The sequence below is a fragment of the Pseudomonas reactans genome (assembly GCF_013385825.1).
GTDB lineage: Bacteria > Pseudomonadota > Gammaproteobacteria > Pseudomonadales > Pseudomonadaceae > Aquipseudomonas > Aquipseudomonas reactans.
Genome location: NZ_JACAPG010000005.1, coordinates 226,755 through 244,063, shown reverse-complemented (window position 1 = coordinate 244,063; position 17,309 = coordinate 226,755). Strand labels below are relative to the sequence as shown.

The following is a 17,309-nucleotide window of genomic DNA, read 5'->3' as shown; positions in this document are numbered from 1 at the left end:
AGATGAACGCGTTTACCCGTCTCTCCATGGCTGTCGGCCTGGCGCTGCTGCCCCACGTGGTGCTGGCCGATACCGCACCGATCAAACCCAAGGTCATGCTGATCACCATGTTCGCCCCTGAGGCGCAAACCTGGATCGATCGCCTGGAGCTCAAGCAGGAAGTCCGCGTGCCAGGGTTGTCGGCCGAATACCCGGTGATCCGCTGCAACACCCAGGACGTGTGCCTGCTGGTCACCGGCATGGGCCAGACCAACGCCGCCGCGTCCACCCTGGCCTTGGCCTTGTCGCCCAAATTCGACCTGCGCCAGAGCTATTTCCTGATCGCCGGGATCGCCGGCATCAGCCCCAAGCACGGCACCATCGGCACCGCCGCCTGGGCGCACTACCTGGTGGAATTCGGCACCCAGTGGGAGCTGGATTCGCGGGACGCGCCCAAGGATTGGCCGACGGGCTATATCGGCATCAACACCAAAGGTCCCAACGAAAAACCACCGTTGGACTACAAGACCGAAGTGTTTGAGCTGAACCCCAAATTGCAGGCCAAGGCGTTTGCCTTGTCACAAAAAGTGGAGCTGACCGAAAGCAAGGAGTCCGCTGCCTGGCGCAAACACTACCCCGCCGCCCCGGCCAACCAGCCGCCGCAAGTCACCCGCTGCGACACCCTGGCGGGCAACACCTGGTTCTCCGGCACACGCCTGAGCGAACGCGCCGAAGTCTGGACCAAGTTGCTGACCGACAACAAAGGCGAATACTGCACCACCCAACAGGAAGACAACTCCACCTACGAAGCCCTGCTGCGCGCCAGCCGCGAAGGCCTGGTGGATATCCAGCGCCTGGCGGTGGTTCGTGCAGGCTCGGACTTCGACCGCCCGTACCCTGGCTACAGCGAAGTGGACAACCTGCTGAAGTACGCGGATCAGGGCGGTTTTGTGCCGGCACTGGAGAACCTGTACCGCACGGGCAACCCGCTGGTACAGGCGATCCTCAAGAACTGGTCGGCGTGGGAAAAGGGTATTCCCGAAGCGTAATAATCCCTCTGTAGGAGCCGGCTTGCTGGCGATTGGCCTCAAGGGCGCCATCGCCGGCAAGCCGGCTCCTACAGGTTTGTGTCAGGGCAGGAAGATGATTTTGTCTGCGCTGCCCTGGTTCACTTCTTCAAAGCACAGCAGGCCATCGGCCAGCGCCACCTCACGCAGGCCGGTAGGCAGCGGTAGCAAACCTTCATCAAAGAAACGCCCGAACTGCTCCAGCATCACCGCGCATTGCTCGCAGTTGTAGAGCAACGAGTTGATCCCCACCACCGAGCCGCCTTTGCGATACAGCGCCAGGGCCGGCAGTTGTACATGACCGTCCACCGGCGCGGCGATGATCGCGATGCGGCCGAACGGCGCCAACCCTGCTACGGCTGCCGGCAGCCAGAAACCGGTGGTGTCGAAGATCACATCGGCGCCGCCCTTGAATACCGCATTGACCTGCGCACCGAGCTCTTCCGGTTTGCCTAAGGTAATCGCTTCACAACCTTGCGCCTGCAATACCTCGACCTGCTCTGGCCGACGTACAGCGGCCAGCACCTGGGCGCCACGGATTTTTGCCAGGGCCAGGGTGGCGCTGCCCACCGCGCCATTGGCACCAATCACCAACAGGCGCGTGCCTTGGGTCACACCACTGCGCTCGAGGGCGTCCCAGGCGGTGGTATAGGGCACACCGAGGCTGGCGGCCTGGGCAAAACTCAAATGGCTGGGCTTATGCGCCACGCCCTTGGCGGGCACAGTGAGGTACTCGGCGTGGGAACCGTCGGCAAAAAAACCCAGGTCGCGGCCGGTGCCCCAGACTTCCTGGCCCAGCAGTGCCTGCGGCCCTTCCACCACCACACCGGCAAAATCGCGACCGGGAATACGCGGCAACGTGGTGTAGGGAAAGCGACCAAGCACGTTTTTGACGTCGCTGGGATTGAGGCCGGCGGCCTTGACCTGAACCAGCACTTCACCGGCGGCCGGCACCGGGGTGGCGACGTCAACGAAGCGCAGGGCGGCGAGGTCGCCGGTGGCGGAAAATTGCAGTGCTTTCATGGCCAATATCCATCGAAGTGAAAAAAGAGATCAGGAGAACCAAGTGCCCACCAGATGCCGGCCCATGGGCCAGAGCTTTTCGCCCAGCAGCATGCCCATCAGGCCCACCAGGGCGATGGCCGGCGGTGCGGGCGAACGGAAATCCAAGGCGCCGTAGATCACGCCGACAAACAGGCCGATGGCGAGGGAAACGAGGTAGTTCATGGGGCAGCGCCTTGTGGGTGGATGCGCTCAGTCTAGAGCGCTGAATCCTGAAGCATCGGCCAAGTGCTTCAGGATCTCGGCCAACTCCTCAGCCGACGTACTGCGAAGGCGCTATACCGAGTTCGCGGCGGAACATGTCGCTGAAGCTGCTGGGGGAATAGCCGAGGGAACGTGCGATGGCACTGACCGGCTGGCCTTGGATCAACTCCGCCACCGCCGTGGCTAGTTGCACCTGGCGGCGCCATTCGGCAAAGCCCATGCCCAGGTTGTTCTGGAACAGCCGCGACAAGGTACGCACACTGGCACCGGCAGCTTCGGCATGCTGTTCGAAAGCAACCTCCAGCGACGGCGCGGCCATGACCGCCTGGCACGCGCTGATCAGCCGTCGATCGGCGTCCACCGGCATCGCGATGCGGATCTGCGAGCGGTGTGCCCGTTGCAACTCCAGCAAGGCCAGGCTGACCAGCGCATCGTAATACGCCGCATCGCCGTTATCGCCTTCATCCACCAGCGTGACGATCAGCTCACGCAGCAACCCTCCGACTTCGATCACCTGCACCTGGCTGTCCAAGGTGGCCGCCAGGGCCGGACGCAGGTAGATGTTGCGCATCTGCAAATCCGACACCACGCGAATCCCGTGTTCCACCCCGGGCGGCAGCCAGACGGCACGCTGCGGCGGCACCACCAGGGCTTCGCGCGGGGTCTCGACCCACATCACGCCGCTCATGGCATAGAGCAATTGGCCCCAGTCATGGCTATGGGGCTCAACGTACAGCCCACGCGGATAGGTACGCGCCAGGGGTTGTACAGGGACGGCGTGATCACTGAGATCGGGAGGCGCAGCCAGGGCCATGATGTACACATCAATCAAGGGTGAGCCGCCATGGTAATGACCACCGTTCGACAATCCGAGTGAATTTTTACGGGCTACGGGGATCATTGGCTTATACCGGCGCAGCTCGGAAGCATGCGCTACAGGCTTGATCAAGGAGAGAGACGATGAATTCAACACCATCGATCAACGGCAAGGCGCGGATCGATTACACCCAGGACACCCTGTTCGGGCCGATTACCCGGCATGTGGAATGCCAAGTGAGCTTGCAGTACCAAGCTGGCTGGACGGTACTCAACGTGTTCCAACCGCTGCCGGACGATTTGCGCGATGCACAAACGGTGGTCTTTGCACTGGAGGGACGTCGCACCCATGGTGTAGTAAAGGATCGCCAACACCTGGCCGACCATAGCCTGCGGCTCGAACTCGAACGTCAGTAACCCCCAAACCACTGTAGGAGCCGGCTTGCCGGCGATTGGCCCTCAAATCTTACGCTGATCTTGAGGCCGCCATCGCCGGCAAGCCGGCTCCTACAGTGGCGTCAGCCTTTGGAGGATTTAGCGCACTCGCACCCAGTTGCCGCCGCACACGGCTCACCATGCGCATGGTGCTCCGCACAGCCCTGACAGCAATAGCCCTTGCCGTCCTTCATTACCGCGTCAGCTCCCAGCACACACTTGCAGTGTGGGCAGGCACAGGTCTTATCTGGCATGGTCAGACTCCTTTATCTTGGTCGTCCCGGTGCGGCGGGCGCCGGCACCTTAATGAGGGACTGCGGCCCGTCGGCGATGGTTCAAACCGTCAGTCGGCGCGGGTATTGCTGCGGTACATGAACACCAGCGCCAGGGCCAGGCAGACCATCGCCACAATCCGCGCACCCGACAATTCAATCGCCGGATTGCCCAGCCAACCGAAGTTGTCGATCAGCATGCCCATGCCCAATTGCCCGACGATCACCGCCACCGTCGCCACCGCCGTGCCGACGACAGGCACCGCGCCGACCATCACCATCATGTACACCACACCGAACAAAGCCCCCGTGAGTTGCCATTTCGGCACATCCAACAAGCTCACCGCCTGCGCGGGCTCAAAGAACAGGATCAACAATGCGGTGACAATCGCGCCCACCCCAAAGGTCACCAGGCTGCCGCGCAATACACCCACCGCCTGGCCCAGGCGACCATTGATGGCGGCCTGCACACTCAACACCGCACCTGCGGCGACCACCACTACCAGTAACAGAATCAGGTTCATCGCCTTAACCTCGCGCAATCAAAACAAGTGCCACCACAATCAACGCCAGGGCGATCCAGCGTTCGCCATTGACCCGCTTGCGCGCCGCCCCGAACCAACCGAAATGATCGATCAGCACGCTCTTGCCGACTTGCCCCGAAAGAATCGCGATCATGGTCATCGCAATGCCGATATGCGGCGTGGCCAGGGTCAGTACCACCACGTAGATCGGCCCCAGGAAACCGCCGATCAACTGCCAGCGCGGCAGCTCGGACAACGCCGGGCCTTTTCGCGGGCCACTGAACAACAGCAGTAGAAACAGGATGGCCGAGCCCACACCAAAGATGCTCAGCGTCGCCCACAAATGCCCGACCTGCACACCCAATGGCCCGAGCAGGCCCGCTTCAACCGACAGGCCCATGCCAGCCAGGATCACCAGCGGCAAAAGCAGTAGCCGCAGGACGTTTTTTTTCGGCTTGGCTAACGCCCCGCCCTCGATGGAACTTGCTTGCATACACCACCTGCACATCAACAAAGGATTGGATGGCGCGCATTATCCGGTGGCCGTCCTGTGCAATAAATGGGAGCATGCCGACAACACCTTTGCGCAAAACGCACAGCCTGGAGGCATGATGCAAGGCTTGAATGAACTGAGCTTCAAGGCGCTGCGCCTGTTCGTCGCCGTGCTGGACTTGGGCAGCTTTTCCGAAGTGGCGCGCCGAGAGGGCCTGGCGCCCTCTTCCATCTCCCGGCAGATCCAGCTGATGGAACAGGCCCTCGGCCAGCAATTGCTCTACCGTCACACCCGCGCCGTCAGCCCCACCGAGGCCGGGCGCTTGCTCGGACGACATGCGCGCTTGATGCTGGAACAACTGGAAGCCGCCGGCCAGGCGCTGCAGGAACAGGAAAGCGAACCCAGCGGCCTGGTGCGCATCAATGCGCCAATGGTGTTCGGCCAGCGCCATCTCTCGCCTTGGCTGGGCGAGTTGTGCCGGCGTTACCCGAAGCTGCAACTGGATATCCAGCAAACCGACACCTATGTCGACCCACTGCAGGACGGCACCGATCTACTTTTCCGGATCGGCGTGCTCAACGACTCCAGCATGCAGGCACGGATCTTCGCGCCCCAACGCTTCCGCATCGCCGCCAGCCCGGCCTACCTGGCCCGACACGGCACACCGCAACATCCTGACGAACTGATCAACCACCAGTGCCTGGCCTACAAAGGCATTACCGGCCAGCAACGCTGGTTCTTCCGCAAGGGCCAGGGCGACTGGACACCTTATAGCGTCAAGGGCCCGATCACCGGCAATCATGCCGACACGCTCACCTACGCCGCCGAACAAGGGCTGGGGCTGGTGGTGTTTCCCTCTTGGTTGATCGGCGACAGTCTGCGTGCGGGCACTCTGCAGGCGGTGCTGACAGAGTACGACGTGGCGACGACATTGGAGCCCCAGCAAATTGCAGCACTGTGGCCGGGAAGCCGGCGCTTGTCGTTGAAGGTGCGCACGGTGATTGATTATTTTGTGGAGTGTTTTGGAGCGGTGCCGTATTGGGATCGGTAACCTTTCCAAGTCGAGAAGAACGTCGCCATGAAGGAAATTTCCTTACAGCAAAAGGTAGGTCCGTTCTGATTTTCCGGGCCAGTATTTTTGGTCTCTGCAGGCTGCGGCAGACTCTGACGATATCTTTTTGAGAGCGCTGCCATGGAATTCACTTACCCCAAAATATCGCGCGCTGCGCGAGCCGCTTCAGCCAGCGGTCTGGCCGTCTTTGATAGCGCCCGTAGTTTTGGCTATATTTGGCCAAAATACGGAGATAACCACATGACTACCGTACCTCTGGGTGAAGCGAAAAATAATCTGTCGAAGCTGGTTGATGAGGCTGCCGCAGGCAAGGTCTTTACTATTGCCAAGCATGGACGTGCGATGGCTCAACTTGTGCCCGTCGGCAAATCCAAGGGTCGGAGAATCGGTGCAATGAAAGGCAAGCTCATCATTCCTGAAGACTTCGATGCACCCTTGCCTGACGACCTACTCGATGCCTTCGAAGGCAACCGCTTATGAGAGTATTGCTGGATACCCATATTCTGCTTTGGACGCTGAGCGAAGATCCTAAGCTATCCAGCAAAGCCAAGAAGCTGATTGAGAACGCAGCAGAGGTTTACATCAGCGCTGCAACATTCTGGGAGATCTCGATCAAGGTCGGCCTGGGGAAACTCACCGTCGATCTGGATGAAATCCGCGAGTACTGCCTGGAAAGCGGATTCGTCGAACTGCCCATCACCTCAGAACATGTGATCGCGGTCAAGGACCTTGAGCACCATCACAAGGATCCGTTTGATCGGCTCATCGTTGCGACCGCCATCAGCGAGCCCATGAAGCTATTGACCGCCGATCCGCAGGTCGCCCAATACACGTCCCTGGCAATCCTGGTGTGAGTCGTCCCAATTGCTTCGGTGCGCCTACCCAAAAACCCACTGCCCTATCAACCAGGCATTCGCCCCACTGATCACCGCAAACAGAAACCACGCCAGCAAGCGTGTCGGCAGCCGATTCACGAACGGCCCCATCAGTTGCTTGTCACCCGTCATGCGGATCAGCGGATACAGCGCGAACGGCAACTGCAGGCTGAGCACCACCTGGCTGAGGATCAGCAACTTGCCGATGGCATCGTCGCCCATCAGCCATACCCCCAAAAACGCAGGGATCAGCGCCAGGCCACGGGTGATCAAACGCCGCTGCCAGCAGGGAATGCGCAGGTTGAGGTAGCCCTCCATGATCACCTGCCCGGCGATGGTGCCGGTAAAGGTGGAGCTTTGCCCGGAGGCGAGCAAGGCAATGCCGAACAGGATGCTGGCGAAGGCACCACCCACCAGCGGATCCAGCAGGTGATAGGCATCCTGAATCTCGACCACGTCAGTGTGGCCGGTCTTGTGGAAGGCGGCGGCGGCGAGCACCAGGATCGCAGCGTTGACCAACAGCGCCAGGGCCAGTGAGCCGATGGTGTCGATACGCGCCAGCTTGACCGCGTCCTGTTTGCTGGCCAGGTCCTTGCCGATCAGGCGAGTTTGCACGATGGAACTGTGCAGGTAGAGGTTATGGGGCATTACCGTGGCACCGAGGATGCCGATGGCCAGGTACAACGGCGCGGCATCGCTGATGGCCGACAGTGACGGGGTGAAACCGCTGAACACGTCTGGCCAGTAGGGTTTGATCAGGACCAGTTCGATGAAGAAACACACGCCGATAGTTGCCACCAGCGCTAGCATGATCGCCTCGAGGCGGCGGAAACCTCGATTTTGCAGGGCCAGGATCAGCAGCGTGTCGAAGGCGGTTATGACAATGCCGGTGGTCAGCGACACCCCGAGCAACAGGTGGAAGGCCAGGGCACAGCCGAGTACTTCGGCGAGGTCGGTGGCAATGATGGAGATTTCCGCCAGCACCCATTGGGTGCGTGCAGACCGCTGGCTATAGCGCTCACGGCACAGTTGCGCCAGGTCCTTGCCGGTAGCGATACCCAGCCGCGAGCACAGGCACTGCACCGCCATTCCCGCCAGGCTGGCCAGCAACACCACGAACAGCAGGTTGTAACCGTAACGTGAGCCCGCCTCGATGGCCGTGGCCCAGTTGCCTGGGTCCATGTAGCCAATGGAGATCAGCAAGCCTGGGCCGGCGAACATCAGCGCGCGCTTGAAGAACGAAGCCTTGGGATCAACGGCAACAGAACCGGCCACTTCCGGCGGGCAGAACGGGGCGGTAGCGATTTTTGGCAGACTGAATTTCACGCGGTATCCCAGGCAAACACACTCGATAGAGCCGCAGCTTATCAGTCGGACGCAACCGTGCGCATCACCGTGTCCCGCGGCAGGTCGAACGCTTCGACCACTTGCACCACCAGGTCCATCTCCTGGTTCAGCGCTTCACGCTCCATGCGCTGGCGGATCACGCCGATCACCAGCACCGCCAGGGTGGTGATCGAATACGCAGGGCCGGAAAACGCGCGCACGCCGCTCACCACCAGCATCGCCGCAGCCACCGCCTGCCCCACCACCGGAATCGCCGTGGCCGCACCGCGTCGCAGAATAAATCCGGTCAACCCGGCCAATGCCGTGCCGCTCAAGGCGGTGGTGGCCGACCGACCTACGTCAAAACGACTGAACAGCCCTTGCTCTTTTTGCGCGGCGGCCCTGAGCTCTGCGTCGAACACCTGCCGGTCGGCATGGCTGAGTTTATCTTTGTACTGTTCGATAAGCTTTTCGGCGACCTGGGTTTCGAGGTCAGCCAATTCGACGGTATCGAGCGGCTCATCGAACTTGATCCCCAACCGCTGCACCACATCCTCAGCAATCTGGCGGTAACTCACGCCATGACCTCGGGCCAGGTTCATAAAGGTATCGCCGCCCATGCGCTGCAACTCGATGGCCAACTTGAGCGGCTCACGCGCGTTGGCGTCTATGGATGCACTGCGTTTTTGTGCCATCAATTCGGCGAGGAATTTCAACTCTTCGGGACGCGCCAGTACCAGCGCCGGGAACAGATCCGCATCCTCTTCGGCGAAACGCACGTCGGCGCTGCGCTGGTCGGAGCGGATCATGCCGCGCCGCTCGTGCAGCAGGTCGGTGTACTGCACCACTGTCTGCAACTGCGGCCAGTAGGCGGCGTGATCGAAGGTCGCAAGGTGCACGTTGGTGACCTTGGCCTTGAGCGCCGGCGTGACGGGGATCGCGTAACGGCCAATACATCGTTCGGTGTCAGGTTTCAGGGCCAAGGCCCAGTCTTTGCTGGAGTGGCAGTTGATCACGCGCCCCTTGAGCGGTGCGGACACGTCATCCCACGGGCTCGACGTGCAGATCGCCCCGCCCATCAGCAACAGGTTGTCCAAAGGCAGCTCGCGGGCGATATCGGGGCGGGCCAGCAGGCTTTTGACCAGGATACGCGCGCCGAGGGAATGGCCGATCAGGTTGATGCGCCGAACTTCCAGGGATTCACCGTGCAGGAAACTGGCGAGCTCCGGCAGCAGGCTCCGGGCGACTTCGTCTACCCGCGCCTCGACGCTTTTATAGTGGTCGAGAAAGTAGGCAATCGCCTTGCCCACGCCCACAGTGGCTGCGCCCAGGCTACCGCCGCCGAGCATCGCGCCGATCACGTCCTTGAACGGCGCAAACAGGTTTTCCAGGAAATGCCCCGCCGGCCAGAACAACATCAGGTTGGTCGAGCCTTCGATGCCCGCCAACTGCGCCTTGAAGCTGCCCAGCTGTTGCCGGTTGAAGAACGCCGAATAACCGTGGACATAGAGATTAAGCACATCGCCCTGGGGCTCGCCGCACATCAGGAACGTGGGCTTGCGGGTGCGGTGCATTTCATCCCACTGGTGCTGCATGGGGCAATGACTCCTGGTGATAAGGGACGCCGATAGTAACAAAGGGCGGGGTTCAACGTCGTACGGCTGGGGGAAAAGGCACCGCATTGGCCTCTTCGTCCTTTCAAAACAGAGAGGCGGCCTTGGACTTGGCCAAATAGCGCGCTGGTGAATCACCCAGGTTGCGGCGGAATACCGAGGTGAACGCGCTGGAGCTGCTGAACCCCAACTCGAACGCCACATCGGTGATGGACGAGCCATGACTGAGCCGCGCCGTCGCCTCCAACAGGCACACCTGCTGGCGCCAGGACACAAAGGTCATGCCCGTGCATTCACGAAAGTTACGGGTAAAGGTACGCCGGCTCATGCTCGACCAGTCGGCCATCTCACAGATGGAAATCTTCTGCGTCGGCGCCTCTAGAAATCGCTGACAAGAACGGGCCAAGCGTGCTTCGGAGGGCAACGGCGCACTGAGGGGTAACTCGGGCATGGCGCCGATTTCATCGATCAACAGAGTCAGCACGCAGCAGTCGCGCACGTTCGGCGACGCCGATGGCCCGATCGCCAGTGCCGCTTGCAGAAGATGGCGCAACAGCGGCGAGACGCCAAACACCTGGCAGTAGTCCTGCAACCCAGCACGCCGGGCCGCGTCGTCGTCCAAGTAAGTATTGAGCATCACCACATCGCCGCGCATGTGCATCTCGTGGGACACCCCGCCTGGCACCCAGATCGCCCGCTGAGGCGGCACGACCCAATTACCGAGGTCGGTGAACATTTTCAACGCACCGGTGGACGCATAAGCGAACTGCCCGCGCCGGTGGGTATGCCGTGGAAACACCGTACCAGACGGGTACTCGCGCAGCGTCACCACCGCTTCGGGGCTGTCGGGTTCGTAAGGGGAATAGATGAAGGTCGGCGGCATGGCCCGATTTTGTCAAAGTATGACCTGACATAGCAAGCGGGCCACTACTCTGCCACCTAGAATCGTCGCTCCCCAAGTTGGGTTCATCTCGAAGGGATATTCGGAAAATGAGTGTCAAAAACTACTTGGACGTACGAGTAGACGGCGCCGTTCTGATGGTGGGTCTCAACCGCCCGCAGAAGCGAAACGCCATGTCTCTGGAAGTCATGCACGAACTGCGCGATACCTTTACCAATATGCCTGAAGGCATTGGTGCCGCCGTGCTCTACAGCACCAGCCAGCATTTCTGCACCGGGTTGGACTTGTCGGAAATCCGCGACCAATCGGTGATCGATAACGTCCAGGCCTTCCGCGAATGGCACAAAACCTTTGAACTGATCCAGTTCGGCAAGGTGCCCGTCGTCGCTGCCATTACCGGCGCTGCCATCGGTGGTGGCCTGGAAATCGCCACCGCCTGCAGCCTGCGCGTGGTGGATGACAGCGCCTTCTTCTCACTGCCCGAGGCCATGCGCGGCCTGTATGTCGGCGTCGGCGCCTCGGTGCGTTTTCCACGCATCGCCGGCATCGCCCTGATGACCGACATGATGCTCACCGGCCGCACGCTCTACGCCAAGGAAAGCTATGAGCGCGGCGTGGCCCAGTACCTGGTGCCGGTCGGCCAGGCGGTACTCAAGGCCACCGAGTTGGCGCACAAGATCGCCGGCAACCTGCCCATGACCAACTACGCGGTAACCCACGTGCTGCCGCGCATTGTCGATCAAAGCCAGCAGGACGGCCTGATGACGGAAGCCTTGATTGCTGCCGTGGTGTCTTCGGACATCCGCACACAGGATCGCCTGGCGGACTTCCTGGATCGCAAGAAGGACAAGATCCAGACCGCGCCAGCGGTGTAACTCCCGGTCGTGAACGTTGCCGAGCGCACCTCGGCAAACCATGGATGGCCTTCACAATCACTATCAACCTGGTGAAACCATGTTTCAGCACAGCACTCAAGACGATCTTTATCGCAGCAATGATGCGACCGATGAACGATTGATCAAAATCGAACGCAGCTGGCACAAACGCGCACAGATCAAGCTCGATTCCCAACGTCCGGATATCCAGCTTGACCTGCAAGCGCCGGACTTTCTCGAGGCCCTGTTACCTTTCGCCCATGATCCGCATTACCAGCACTACCCCCATGCCCTGAAACTGCTGATCCTGTCGGCCGGCTGGGTGATCTACAACCAGAAAACCATCGCCATCGAAACCGAAATTATCTGCCCGTCCTGCATCGACCTGCTGCAGTTGGGCTCGCGCCTGAGCTCTGCCAGCGCCGCGACGATTTCCGAAACCCTGGCGGATGAGGCTTATCACACGCTGTTTTCGATCAACATGTGTGAGCTGGCGATTACCCAGCGCGGCATGCGCATCAAATGGCCGGAGCTGGAATTGACCCGCCACCTGAACCAGGCCCAGGCCACCCTGTCCGAGGCGGATTTCAAGATCTACCGCCTGGCCTTCTCGCTGGTCTCGGAGACGTTTATCAGCGACTACCTCGCCGACCTCAGCGACGCGCCAGACATCCAGCCGGTGTTCCGTCATGTGGTGGCCCTGCACAAAAAAGACGAGCTGGTGCACAAGCACATCTTCCCGCTGTTCGTGCAGCAGGTGGTCGGTGACTTCAACGCGCAGCAAACCGCTTTGTTTACTCGCGGCATCGCCAACTCCATCCGAATCTTCCCGATGCGCGAGATTTCGGCGTGGCGAATCATCCTGCCGCAACTGCTCGAAGTGTTCGGCGATCAATCGCTGCTGCTGCCGACTCAATTTACCGAGACCGGCGAAGCAGACTACTCGGCCATGCCCGAGATCCTCAGCTCCATTGGCATACACCCTGAAGCGGTGCTCCCCGAGCCGCAGATGATGAGCGAACCGGCCATCACCGTTTGAAACCAGCGTGCTGCTGATCACTACAAATTCAATAGAGTAATTGTCATGTGTGGATACATTGGCGTCTTTGCCAAACAACCTCGTGCGTTCAACCCGAACATGTTCGATGCAGCCCTGCGTGCAATCCATCATCGCGGCCCGGACAGCTCCAGCCAATGGTTCGACCCCCAAGGCCAGGCCGCCTTTGGCTATGTGCGCCTGGGACTGGTCGGCCTGGGTAACGGCACCCAGCCTATCGTGGCCGACGAAGGCGATCTGGTGATGATGGTCAACGGCGAGTTCTATGACTATCAACGCATCCGCGCCGAACTGGAGAGCGATGGTTGCCGCTTCAAGACCTCGTCCGACAGCGAAATCGCCATGCACCTGTACCGCCGCCATGGCGTACGCGGCCTCAAGCAACTGCGCGGCGAATTCACCATCCTGATCTTCGATCGCCTGCGCAAAAAGCTGTTTGCCGTGCGTGACCGGGTGGGCGTCAAGCCGCTGTACTACACCGAGCATGAAGGTGCCTGGTACTTCGCGTCCGAAATCAAAGCCTTGCTCGCCGCTGGTGTACCCGCACAGTGGGACCACGAAGCCTACGCCAATCGTGGTTTTATCCTGCGCGACCGTACCGTTTTCAACAACATTCGCAGCGTGAAACCGGGTTGCTGGATCATCGCCGACGAAAGCGGCCTGCAGACCGAACAGTACTGGGACTGGGATTTCCCGGATGCCCAGGCGACCGAGCAGCGCAGCGAAGCCGAGATGATCGAGTCCCTGCGCAACACCATCGAAGAGTCCGTGCGCCTGCGCCTGCATGCCGATGTACCGGTCGGTGTGTGCCTGAGTGGCGGCCTCGACTCCTCGGCCATGCTCGGCATCGCCACCGAGCTGACCGGCCAGCCATTGCAGGCGTTCCACTTGTCGTTCGAAGGCGAGCAGGCCTACGACGAACGCCAGTACGCCGAAGTGGCCGCCCGACATAACCGCGCCCACCTCAACGTGCTGTCGGTGAACTCCTCCGACATGGCGGATAACTTCGAAAATGCCCTGTGGCACGCCGAAATGCCCTTCGCCAACGCTCACAGCGTGGCCAAGTACCTGCTGTGCAAATATGTGCAGAATCAGGGCATGCGCGCCGTACTCACGGGTGAAGGTGCCGACGAAGTCTTCGGCGGCTACCCGCACTATCGTCGCGACATGGTGTTGTACAACCACGAAAACCAGGACCCGACGGCGATCGCCGAACTCACCCGACGCCTGCATGCCAGCGAAGATCGCTACCTGCCCGGCGGCAAAAATGATGTGAAATGGGTGCAGGACGAACTGGGCCACGGCGTGTCCTGGCTGCAAACCCAGTCGGCGTTGTTCGGCCCCCTGGCGCAGTTGTACAGCGATGACTTCCGTGAGCGTTTCAGCAACACCGATGCCTATCGCGAGTTCTACGATCGCCTGAGCCCACGGGCGCTCAACGGCTGGGAGCCGGTCAACCGTTCGCTGTATATGGTAGCCAAGTCCAGCCTGCCCAACGTGGTGCTCACCTCCCTGGGCGACCGCATGGAAATGGCCGGCAGCCTGGAAGGTCGACCACCACTGCTCGATCACCAAGTGATTGAGGCCGCGTGCCGCCTGCCGGTGAACATGAAAGTGCGCGGCGCCACCGAGAAATACGCGTTGCGCGAAGCCATGCGCCCTTACGTGCCCCAGGCTGTGCTGGATCGCAAGAAGCAGTACTTCCGCGCCCCGCCGGCATCCGAGAGCCCGCAATCGAAGCTGTATGAAATGATCAACGACGTGTTGAGCGGCCCGGCCTTGAATAACGTGCCGTTCTTCGACCCGCGTAAAGTACGCGCCTTGCTGGCAACCCTGCCAAGCTTGTCCACCGCCCAACGCGCTTCGGCAGACAACCTGCTGATGGAAATCGCCGGGCTGTGCCTGATGCAAAAACGCTTCGCCTTGAACTGACTTCCCGGCAGCACCTCGCGATCGCGGTGTGCCGCCTGACCCAAGGAGGGTCCATGCTGAAAAAACATCTGTCTCTTGCCGTGCTCGTCACCCTGGTATGGGGGGTCAACTTCCCCATCACCAAACTCGGCCTGCGCGCCATCGACCCGTTTGTACTCACGGGTATCCGCTTTGCCCTCGCCGCGCTGCCGCTGGTGTTCTTTATCAAACGCCCTGCCGTCAAGTTCAGCTACGTAGCCGCCTATGGCTTCATCTTCGGGCTGGGCATGTGGGGCGTGATCAACTATGGCATCCAGGTGGGCGTGAGCCCTGGTATTGCCTCATTGATCATCCAACTCAGCGTGTTCTTCACCATGGGCTGGGGCTTTTTGCTGTTCAAGGAAAAGATCCGTGGCGCGCAGATGCTCGGCGCCGTGCTGGCCTTGATCGGCCTGGCGGGAATCATCTCCACCCAGGAAGGCAACCATGCGGTGCTGGGCGTCATGCTGATCGTGCTCAGCGCGGTGGCCTGGAGCGTGGGCAACGTGATCATCAAGAAATCCGGGGTCAAGGAGATCTTCTCGTTCATGGTGTGGGCCAGCCTGATCCCGCCGATCCCGCTGTTCCTCACGGCCTGGTTGATGCACGGCAGCGCCGCGTTCGAAGGTTTGCAGGCCAGCCTCGACCTGACCGCAGTGTTGTCGATTCTGTTCCAGGTGTACCTGGCCACGCACTTCGCCTACTGGGGCTGGAACTCGTTGCTCAAGCTGTACCCGGTGTCCACCGTGGCGCCGCTGTCGTTGCTGATTCCGGTGTTCGGTATCACCAGTTCGATGCTGATTCTGGATGAGCGCATTTCCACGCCGAACCTGATCTCGATCGGGATTATCATCGTCGGGCTGGCGGTGGGCCTGTACCGCAGGCCAGCGAACCTCGCGCCCGTGGAACCGCAGCCGATTGTCCACATGGATAGATAGTCATGACATAAATTCGGTATTTTGTTCATGCATTGAGTACTTTAGCTTGGGTCCAGTCCTGTACTGAACCGAAGGAAATACCATGAGCACGCCTGAATTTTTTGTCACTCCCGGCTACGGCGATTACATGCGCGAGCACCTGCATTACTCGCAGGCGGTAAGAATCGGCAATCGCGTGGAAACCTCAGGCCAAGGGGGCTGGGACGATGAGTTCCAGATCCCCGCTGACCTGGCCGACGAGATCGCCCAGGCGTTCCACAACCTGGAACGCACCCTCGCTACTGCCGGCGCCAGTTGGGAACACGTGATTCACGTCAACTCCTACCACGTCGGCGGTTTCCCGCCGGAGGTCAACGAAGCGATGGTCAAACACTACCGCCAGTACATGCCCCACCATGCGCCGATCTGGACGCAAGTCGGCGTCGAGGCCCTGGGCCTGCCGACCATGCGCGTGGAAATCCGCGTGACCGCGATTATTCCCTGACCCCGAACCTGCGAATCACCCACTCGACAAACACCTTGAGCCGCGCGCTCTGGTGACGATTGGGTGGATAGAGGATGTGCAGCGGCGTGGCCGGACGCGACCACTGCGGCAGCACATTGACCAGTTGGCCGTTGTCCACGTAGTACTGAACGATGGCTTTGAAATGCTGCCCGACGCCCAAGCCGGCGAGCAGCATTTCCTTGAGGCCGTTGCCTTCATTGGTGGAATAGGCGCAATCGCCCACTTCGATGCGCCTGTCACCCTGCTCGAAAATCAGTGGCTCCGCCTTACCGGATCCGGCAAAAAAATAGCCGGCCTTGAGATGGTTGTGTGCCAAGTCCTCCGGGGAAACCGGCATGCCTCGGCGCGCCAGGTAGTCGGGCGCGGCGCAGGTCAGGTACTCCAGGTCGGCCACCTTGCGCCCGATCATCGCCATGTCATCGAGCTGACCGGCCCGGATCACACAATCCACACCCTCCCCCACGATATTCACCGCGCGATCACTGATGCCCAAGGCGACCGTGATGTCGGGATACTCGCGATGAAAATCCACCAGCGCCGGAATCAGCAGGCAATTGGCAAACGACGCCGGCGCATCCACCCGCAGATGCCCGCCAGGCTTGAGGACTTGCCCGCGGATGGCGCTATCCACTTCGTCCAACTCTACGACCAGGCGCCGGGCATGCTGGTAATACTCCAACCCCTCGGACGTTGGCGCCAGAGCCCGTGTGGTGCGGTGCATCAGCTTGATGCCGAGGTGCTTCTCAAGGTCGGTGATCAGCTTGCTCACGGTGGAGCGCGGCAGCGCCAACTGGTCGGATGCACGACTGAATGAGCTGGTTTCGACGACGCGAACAAAGGCACGCATGGCGAGAAGTTGGTTCACAAGGATGACCTTCTGGATAGCTGCTACCGCTTTCAGCAGGCGAAATTGTCGATCTTGACCTGACCATCGGGGAACGTCGCAATAATTTCCAGTTCGCCGCCCATCGCGCGGATATAGTCGCGCAACGTGCTGATGTACATGTCGGTGCGCCGCTCCATCTTGGAGACGGCCGCCTGGTTGATGTTCAGTGCCTTGGCCAGGCTCTCTTGGCTTAGCTGCTGAGCTTTGCGCAACTCATGCAGCGGCATTTCCTGCAGATGCTGCTGGAACAACAGCTTGGCTTCGGCGCAGGATTGCGGCGTCATGCACGCTTGCAGTTCAGCGAACTTCTTAGCCATGGTGACGGCCCTCCCAACCAGAATTCAACCTGACAAAATATTCCACCAAAGGAATAAAAAATTCAACCTGTCAAAAAGCGCTTTACCTGAGTCTCTACCCACCCCGCTCAAAAACACAATTTTCGAAATGTAAAAAGCGCTC

General features: G+C 60.5%; 21 protein-coding genes. 10 read left to right on the top strand and 11 right to left on the bottom strand.

Annotation, left to right across the window (positions count from 1 at the left end; genetic code table 11):
* The first annotated feature begins 2 nt into the window (after positions 1-2).
* The gene (locus tag HX868_RS05910) at positions 3-1,028 is read left to right on the top strand and encodes a purine-nucleoside phosphorylase (protein ID WP_177002227.1); all 1,026 of its coding nucleotides are present in this window, start codon (positions 3-5) and stop codon (positions 1,026-1,028) included.
* An 81-nt stretch (positions 1,029-1,109) separates the two neighbouring features.
* On the opposite strand, the gene HX868_RS05905 is transcribed toward HX868_RS05910, so the two are convergent.
* The 3 genes from HX868_RS05905 to HX868_RS05895 all read right to left on the bottom strand — a co-directional run bounded on the left by HX868_RS05905 (position 1,110) and on the right by HX868_RS05895 (position 3,126).
* Complete coding sequence (locus HX868_RS05905) at positions 1,110-2,069, bottom strand: quinone oxidoreductase family protein (protein ID WP_177002226.1); 960 nt, start codon at positions 2,067-2,069, stop codon at positions 1,110-1,112.
* A 30-nt stretch (positions 2,070-2,099) separates the two neighbouring features.
* The gene (locus HX868_RS05900; RefSeq protein WP_016977244.1) at positions 2,100-2,273 is read right to left on the bottom strand and encodes a DUF1427 family protein; all 174 of its coding nucleotides are present in this window, start codon (positions 2,271-2,273) and stop codon (positions 2,100-2,102) included.
* Between the two features lie 88 nt (positions 2,274-2,361).
* Positions 2,362-3,126, bottom strand: a complete 765-nt coding sequence (locus tag HX868_RS05895; RefSeq protein WP_177002258.1) for an AraC family transcriptional regulator — start codon at positions 3,124-3,126, stop codon at positions 2,362-2,364.
* 146 nt (positions 3,127-3,272) lie between these two features.
* Between HX868_RS05895 and HX868_RS05890 the strand changes: the two genes are divergently transcribed.
* Positions 3,273-3,545, top strand: a complete 273-nt coding sequence (locus HX868_RS05890) for a hypothetical protein (RefSeq protein WP_177002225.1) — start codon at positions 3,273-3,275, stop codon at positions 3,543-3,545.
* A gap of 101 nt (positions 3,546-3,646) precedes the next feature.
* On the opposite strand, the gene HX868_RS05885 is transcribed toward HX868_RS05890, so the two are convergent.
* From HX868_RS05885 to HX868_RS05875, 3 genes are all read right to left on the bottom strand, one after another.
* Positions 3,647-3,817, bottom strand: coding sequence for a metallothionein (locus tag HX868_RS05885; protein WP_177002224.1), 171 nt, complete (start codon positions 3,815-3,817; stop codon positions 3,647-3,649).
* Between the two features lie 89 nt (positions 3,818-3,906).
* The gene (locus HX868_RS05880; RefSeq protein WP_068936175.1) at positions 3,907-4,359 is read right to left on the bottom strand and encodes a DMT family transporter; all 453 of its coding nucleotides are present in this window, start codon (positions 4,357-4,359) and stop codon (positions 3,907-3,909) included.
* Between the two features lie 4 nt (positions 4,360-4,363).
* Positions 4,364-4,852 carry a DMT family transporter gene (locus HX868_RS05875; protein ID WP_177002223.1) on the bottom strand — a complete coding sequence of 163 codons (489 nt, stop codon included), beginning with the start codon at positions 4,850-4,852 and terminating at the stop codon, positions 4,364-4,366.
* Between the two features lie 118 nt (positions 4,853-4,970).
* Here HX868_RS05875 and HX868_RS05870 point away from each other — a divergent pair, with 118 nt between their 5' ends.
* The 3 genes from HX868_RS05870 (at position 4,971) to HX868_RS05860 (ending at position 6,778) form a co-directional block, all read left to right on the top strand.
* Positions 4,971-5,903 (top strand): LysR family transcriptional regulator, encoded by a 933-nt coding sequence (locus tag HX868_RS05870; protein ID WP_061449448.1) that lies wholly within the window; start codon positions 4,971-4,973, stop codon positions 5,901-5,903.
* A 141-nt stretch (positions 5,904-6,044) separates the two neighbouring features.
* Positions 6,045-6,404 (top strand): type II toxin-antitoxin system Phd/YefM family antitoxin, encoded by a 360-nt coding sequence (locus HX868_RS05865; protein ID WP_246355485.1) that lies wholly within the window; start codon positions 6,045-6,047, stop codon positions 6,402-6,404.
* The gene (locus HX868_RS05860) at positions 6,401-6,778 is read left to right on the top strand and encodes a type II toxin-antitoxin system VapC family toxin (protein ID WP_177002222.1); all 378 of its coding nucleotides are present in this window, start codon (positions 6,401-6,403) and stop codon (positions 6,776-6,778) included. The genes HX868_RS05865 and HX868_RS05860 overlap by 4 nt, the downstream gene beginning before the upstream one ends.
* A gap of 24 nt (positions 6,779-6,802) precedes the next feature.
* Here the strand turns inward: HX868_RS05860 and HX868_RS05855 are convergent, their stop codons facing one another.
* From HX868_RS05855 to HX868_RS05845, 3 genes are all read right to left on the bottom strand, one after another.
* On the bottom strand, positions 6,803-8,125 hold the full coding sequence (locus HX868_RS05855; protein WP_177002221.1) for an Nramp family divalent metal transporter: 1,323 nt from the start codon (positions 8,123-8,125) through the stop codon (positions 6,803-6,805).
* A gap of 41 nt (positions 8,126-8,166) precedes the next feature.
* A complete protein-coding gene (locus tag HX868_RS05850; RefSeq protein ID WP_177002220.1) occupies positions 8,167-9,720 on the bottom strand; it encodes a DUF726 domain-containing protein in 1,554 nt (517 codons plus the stop codon).
* Between the two features lie 103 nt (positions 9,721-9,823).
* Entirely contained in the window at positions 9,824-10,621 is a 798-nt protein-coding gene (locus tag HX868_RS05845) for an AraC family transcriptional regulator (protein ID WP_177002219.1), read from the bottom strand.
* Positions 10,622-10,728: 107 nt separating this feature from the next.
* Between HX868_RS05845 and HX868_RS05840 the strand changes: the two genes are divergently transcribed.
* The 5 genes from HX868_RS05840 (at position 10,729) to HX868_RS05820 (ending at position 15,943) form a co-directional block, all read left to right on the top strand.
* Positions 10,729-11,514: a crotonase/enoyl-CoA hydratase family protein gene (locus HX868_RS05840; RefSeq protein WP_016977256.1), complete on the top strand. Its 786-nt coding sequence runs from the start codon at positions 10,729-10,731 to the stop codon at positions 11,512-11,514.
* 79 nt (positions 11,515-11,593) lie between these two features.
* Positions 11,594-12,553 carry a diiron oxygenase gene (locus HX868_RS05835; RefSeq protein WP_177002218.1) on the top strand — a complete coding sequence of 320 codons (960 nt, stop codon included), beginning with the start codon at positions 11,594-11,596 and terminating at the stop codon, positions 12,551-12,553.
* 45 nt (positions 12,554-12,598) lie between these two features.
* Positions 12,599-14,503, top strand: coding sequence for an asparagine synthase (glutamine-hydrolyzing) (gene asnB, locus HX868_RS05830; protein WP_016977258.1), 1,905 nt, complete (start codon positions 12,599-12,601; stop codon positions 14,501-14,503).
* Between the two features lie 53 nt (positions 14,504-14,556).
* Complete coding sequence (locus HX868_RS05825; protein ID WP_028619795.1) at positions 14,557-15,459, top strand: EamA family transporter; 903 nt, start codon at positions 14,557-14,559, stop codon at positions 15,457-15,459.
* Positions 15,460-15,541: 82 nt separating this feature from the next.
* Entirely contained in the window at positions 15,542-15,943 is a 402-nt protein-coding gene (locus HX868_RS05820) for a RidA family protein (RefSeq protein WP_177002217.1), read from the top strand.
* On the opposite strand, the gene HX868_RS05815 is transcribed toward HX868_RS05820, so the two are convergent.
* Both HX868_RS05815 and HX868_RS05810 read right to left on the bottom strand, forming a co-directional pair.
* The gene (locus HX868_RS05815) at positions 15,933-16,829 is read right to left on the bottom strand and encodes a LysR family transcriptional regulator (protein WP_343048007.1); all 897 of its coding nucleotides are present in this window, start codon (positions 16,827-16,829) and stop codon (positions 15,933-15,935) included. The genes HX868_RS05820 and HX868_RS05815 overlap by 11 nt on opposite strands.
* A gap of 32 nt (positions 16,830-16,861) precedes the next feature.
* Positions 16,862-17,167 (bottom strand): helix-turn-helix domain-containing protein, encoded by a 306-nt coding sequence (locus HX868_RS05810; protein WP_177002216.1) that lies wholly within the window; start codon positions 17,165-17,167, stop codon positions 16,862-16,864.
* Positions 17,168-17,309 lie beyond the last annotated feature (142 nt).

Coding starts and splice junctions, on each gene's coding strand:
- HX868_RS05875 (WP_177002223.1), bottom strand. CDS start 4,852: ATGCAAGCAAGTTCCATCGAGGGCGGGGCGTTAGCCAAGCCGAAAAAA.
- HX868_RS05840 (WP_016977256.1), top strand. CDS start 10,729: ATGAGTGTCAAAAACTACTTGGACGTACGAGTAGACGGCGCCGTTCTG.
- HX868_RS05810 (WP_177002216.1), bottom strand. CDS start 17,167: ATGGCTAAGAAGTTCGCTGAACTGCAAGCGTGCATGACGCCGCAATCC.
- HX868_RS05900 (WP_016977244.1), bottom strand. CDS start 2,273: ATGAACTACCTCGTTTCCCTCGCCATCGGCCTGTTTGTCGGCGTGATC.
- HX868_RS05885 (WP_177002224.1), bottom strand. CDS start 3,817: ATGCCAGATAAGACCTGTGCCTGCCCACACTGCAAGTGTGTGCTGGGA.
- HX868_RS05890 (WP_177002225.1), top strand. CDS start 3,273: ATGAATTCAACACCATCGATCAACGGCAAGGCGCGGATCGATTACACC.
- HX868_RS05820 (WP_177002217.1), top strand. CDS start 15,542: ATGAGCACGCCTGAATTTTTTGTCACTCCCGGCTACGGCGATTACATG.
- HX868_RS05870 (WP_061449448.1), top strand. CDS start 4,971: ATGCAAGGCTTGAATGAACTGAGCTTCAAGGCGCTGCGCCTGTTCGTC.
- HX868_RS05845 (WP_177002219.1), bottom strand. CDS start 10,621: ATGCCGCCGACCTTCATCTATTCCCCTTACGAACCCGACAGCCCCGAA.
- HX868_RS05895 (WP_177002258.1), bottom strand. CDS start 3,126: ATGGCCCTGGCTGCGCCTCCCGATCTCAGTGATCACGCCGTCCCTGTA.
- HX868_RS05825 (WP_028619795.1), top strand. CDS start 14,557: ATGCTGAAAAAACATCTGTCTCTTGCCGTGCTCGTCACCCTGGTATGG.
- HX868_RS05865 (WP_246355485.1), top strand. CDS start 6,045: ATGGAATTCACTTACCCCAAAATATCGCGCGCTGCGCGAGCCGCTTCA.
- HX868_RS05910 (WP_177002227.1), top strand. CDS start 3: ATGAACGCGTTTACCCGTCTCTCCATGGCTGTCGGCCTGGCGCTGCTG.
- HX868_RS05860 (WP_177002222.1), top strand. CDS start 6,401: ATGAGAGTATTGCTGGATACCCATATTCTGCTTTGGACGCTGAGCGAA.
- HX868_RS05835 (WP_177002218.1), top strand. CDS start 11,594: ATGTTTCAGCACAGCACTCAAGACGATCTTTATCGCAGCAATGATGCG.
- HX868_RS05905 (WP_177002226.1), bottom strand. CDS start 2,069: ATGAAAGCACTGCAATTTTCCGCCACCGGCGACCTCGCCGCCCTGCGC.
- HX868_RS05850 (WP_177002220.1), bottom strand. CDS start 9,720: ATGCAGCACCAGTGGGATGAAATGCACCGCACCCGCAAGCCCACGTTC.
- asnB (WP_016977258.1), top strand. CDS start 12,599: ATGTGTGGATACATTGGCGTCTTTGCCAAACAACCTCGTGCGTTCAAC.
- HX868_RS05880 (WP_068936175.1), bottom strand. CDS start 4,359: ATGAACCTGATTCTGTTACTGGTAGTGGTGGTCGCCGCAGGTGCGGTG.